The organism is Pontibacter rugosus (assembly GCF_042678745.1).
In the GTDB taxonomy this organism is placed as follows: Bacteria; Bacteroidota; Bacteroidia; order Cytophagales; family Hymenobacteraceae; genus Pontibacter; species Pontibacter rugosus.
Genome location: NZ_JBHTLD010000341.1, coordinates 1 through 3,102 on the forward strand (window position 1 = coordinate 1; position 3,102 = coordinate 3,102).

3 protein-coding genes are annotated in these 3,102 nt (G+C 43.9%); 2 read left to right on the forward strand and 1 reads right to left on the reverse strand.

Going from position 1 to position 3,102, the window contains the following annotated elements:
* The first annotated feature begins 92 nt into the window (after nt 1-92).
* Nucleotides 93-401: an ArsR/SmtB family transcription factor gene (locus tag ACFQ2O_RS20860; RefSeq protein WP_068837852.1), complete on the forward strand. Its 309-nt coding sequence runs from the start codon at nt 93-95 to the stop codon at nt 399-401.
* Between the two features lie 138 nt (nt 402-539).
* Here ACFQ2O_RS20860 and hemA read toward each other — a convergent pair whose 3' ends face one another.
* Nucleotides 540-1,814, reverse strand: coding sequence for a glutamyl-tRNA reductase (gene hemA, locus ACFQ2O_RS20865; RefSeq protein ID WP_377532686.1), 1,275 nt, complete (start codon nt 1,812-1,814; stop codon nt 540-542).
* 113 nt (nt 1,815-1,927) lie between these two features.
* Here hemA and ACFQ2O_RS20870 point away from each other — a divergent pair.
* Nucleotides 1,928-3,102 (forward strand): sensor histidine kinase (locus ACFQ2O_RS20870; RefSeq protein ID WP_377532688.1); only part of this gene is annotated, 1,175 nt, incomplete at its 3' end.

Sequence of the window (3,102 nt, forward strand, 5' to 3'; positions counted from 1 at the left end):
TGAAGTTCAGCCAAATAATGCAGGCCTCGTATATATCTTAATATAAATAAGAAGGAAATTGATTTACAGAAACTGTTAGGTATAATTTAATTATGAAAAGTTTATTATCAAGAGTTGAATCGAAGAAGATAGATAAAGCGGCCGCCATGCTGAAAGTATTGGCTCACCCGAAAAGATTAGCGATAGTGGATTTGTTGGGAAAAGAGGATAAAATGACTGTAACTGAGATATATAAGCAGTTAGACCTCCCTCAGGCAATCGCTTCGCAGCACCTTATTACACTTAAAGACAAGGGTGTGCTCTCGTCTTTTAAAGTGGGAACGAAGATATATTACTCGCTTGCTATCCCCAAATTAATTGATGTGATTGACTGCTTGGAAGAGTGTTGTTTGGACATTTAATAGTTTGCCAACCCCCTTGGCACAGCAGTTAATTGCTATGATACAAACAGCTGAGGCCTCTGTAACCTACCTAAAAAGGGTAATTACAGAGGCCTCAGCTATTATATTGACTAAAAAAAAATGGCTGTTTACCCAGCTCTAATGATTAGCTTCCGTTGGCTGATTCTCGAGGTTGAAGAGATCGTTCAGCACGTCGATCAATGTTTCTGCTTCGCCGCGCTTGCAAGCTGCTTTTAACTGTAGTACCGGCAGCTTAATAATTTTTTGCATCATCGACTTGGTGATGCTGTCCATCATCTTCGCTTCTTTTGGACCCAGCTTTTTCATATAGCGATCCATCTCTTCCTGGCGTATTGCCTCCAGTGCGTTCTTCAGCCGGTGGATAGTAGGAGACACGATCATTTCCTTTGACCAATCATTAAACTGATCGATAGACTCGGCGATAATCTCTTTTACTTTCGGCACAGAATTGATGCGGCGCTGTAGTGCTTCAGAAGCTTTGTTCTGAATAGTATCAATGTTATAAACCAGCACACCCGGCACGCTCTCTACTTCCTGCTCTACGCTGCGTGGCACCGATAAGTCAATAAAGAATTTAAACGTGAGCACATCCAGCCGCTTTACCATCTCCTTGGTGAAGAAAGGTGTTTCGCGGGCTACTGACGAGATGATAACATCTGCTGCCTTCATGCCTTGCACAATATCCTCAAACGGAAGCACCTCCATGTTGCACTCTGCTGCCAAGGCTTTTGCCTTTGCCTGGGTGCGGTTGGAGATTTTCACATTCTTGAAGCCAAGGTCTTTCAGGTTGCGGCAAACATCGGCGCCAATTTCCCCTAAGCCAACTACAAGTATACTTGGTTCTGAAATATCAGTCGTAAGTTCTTCTATCAGTTCAATAGCGGCATAAGAAGTAGAGGCAGCCCCATCTCTGAAAGAGGTTTCCTGTACTACGCGCTTGTTGGTGAAGAAAATAGTGTGCATCAGGCGGTGCAGGAACGGGCCAGCGGTTTCGTTATCGGCCGTCCATTGGTACGCGTGCTTTACCTGGTTCGAAATCTGCATATCGCCCACTACCTGCGACTCCAGCCCTATTGAGACATCAAACAAGTGCTGTACAGCATCGTCGTGCTCATTCAGGATGGTGAAGTAATCAAAGTACTGGGAAATATTCTCAATGCCTTTCGTGATGCCTAACAGCTTTACAATGTCTTTGCTGTAGTCAATGTCGGCATTATAGTAAACTTCGGTGCGGTTGCAGGTAGATAGAACAAGTATGTCAGAAGCTTGAATAAAGCTCTTGAGCGTCTGTAGGAATAGCCTGCAGGATGTTTCATCTAAGGCAATCAGTTCCCTGATATCCAGCGGCGCTTTCTTGTAAGACAGGCTGATTGCTTTAAAGTTCTGAAGCATAGTAACGTGGTTCTACAAAGGTGCAAAGGTAAAGCTCAATTATTTAAAATGAAACTTACTTGCCCTCTATGTTTAATTTATACTAATTTCAAATAATTTACGTCTTAAACTGCATGATTCCAATCTACTCTCAGAAGAACAGAATAAAGCTCATAGTTGTTATCATTGCCCTTATTATTGGTGCCGCCACCATTACTTATACCAACGTGCTTGTCAGTAAACTTTCTGAGCGAGAGCAGGAACTGGTGCAACTGTATGCCAAGGGGCTGCGCTACATGATCAATGCTCCCAGCGACGATAACATCGTATTTATAGAGGAAGAAATACTATCATCTAACAATACGGTGCCTGTTATACTTACAGACGAGAATGTAAACATCCTGGATTCAAAGAACATAGATATACCCGAAAACATTTCGAACAACCCGGATAAAATCAATAATTACCTGCAGCGGGAGATAGAAAAGATGAAGGCGCAGCATGAGCCAATTTTAGTGCCCTGGGCCGAAGGTTCTGTTAACTATGTGTTTTACAAAGATTCTGAGCTGCTCTCGCAGTTGCGTTATTACCCGTATGTGCAGTTAATCGTGATCTCTTGTTTTGCGCTTGTTGCCTACTTTGTCTTTAGCTATTCGCGGCGGGCAGAGCAAAACCGGGTATGGGTAGGGCTTGCCAAAGAAACAGCACACCAGCTAGGCACACCACTCTCGTCGCTCATGGCCTGGTACGAGTATATCAAATCAAGTCCTAAATTTGAGAATGAGCCTATATTGGAGGAACTTGGCAAAGACGTGCGGCGCCTGGAGATTATAACGGAACGCTTTTCCAACATCGGGTCGGTGCCCACGCTGCGTGATGAAAATATACTGCAAGTAACTCAGAATGCCATTAATTACCTCCAGAACAGAATTTCGCGGCAGGTAAAGTTTTCTGTAGAATCCACTTTTTCACCTGATATTACAGCCAAAGTTAACGTGCCGCTTTATGATTGGGTGATTGAGAACATCTGTAAAAACGCAGTGGATGCGATGGAGGGGCGCGGGAGCATTAGTATAGTCATCTCGCTGCTCGGGAAAGGCAATATCGCTGTAGATATTACGGACACAGGTAAGGGCATCCCCAAAAGCAAGATCGATTCAGTCTTTCTGCCAGGTTACACTACAAAGCGGCGCGGCTGGGGCCTTGGGCTTGCACTGGCAAAACGCATCATTGATAACTATCACGAAGGTAAACTGACGGTGAAGTGGTCTGAAGTAGGCAAGGGAACAACTTTTAGGGTTATATTAAA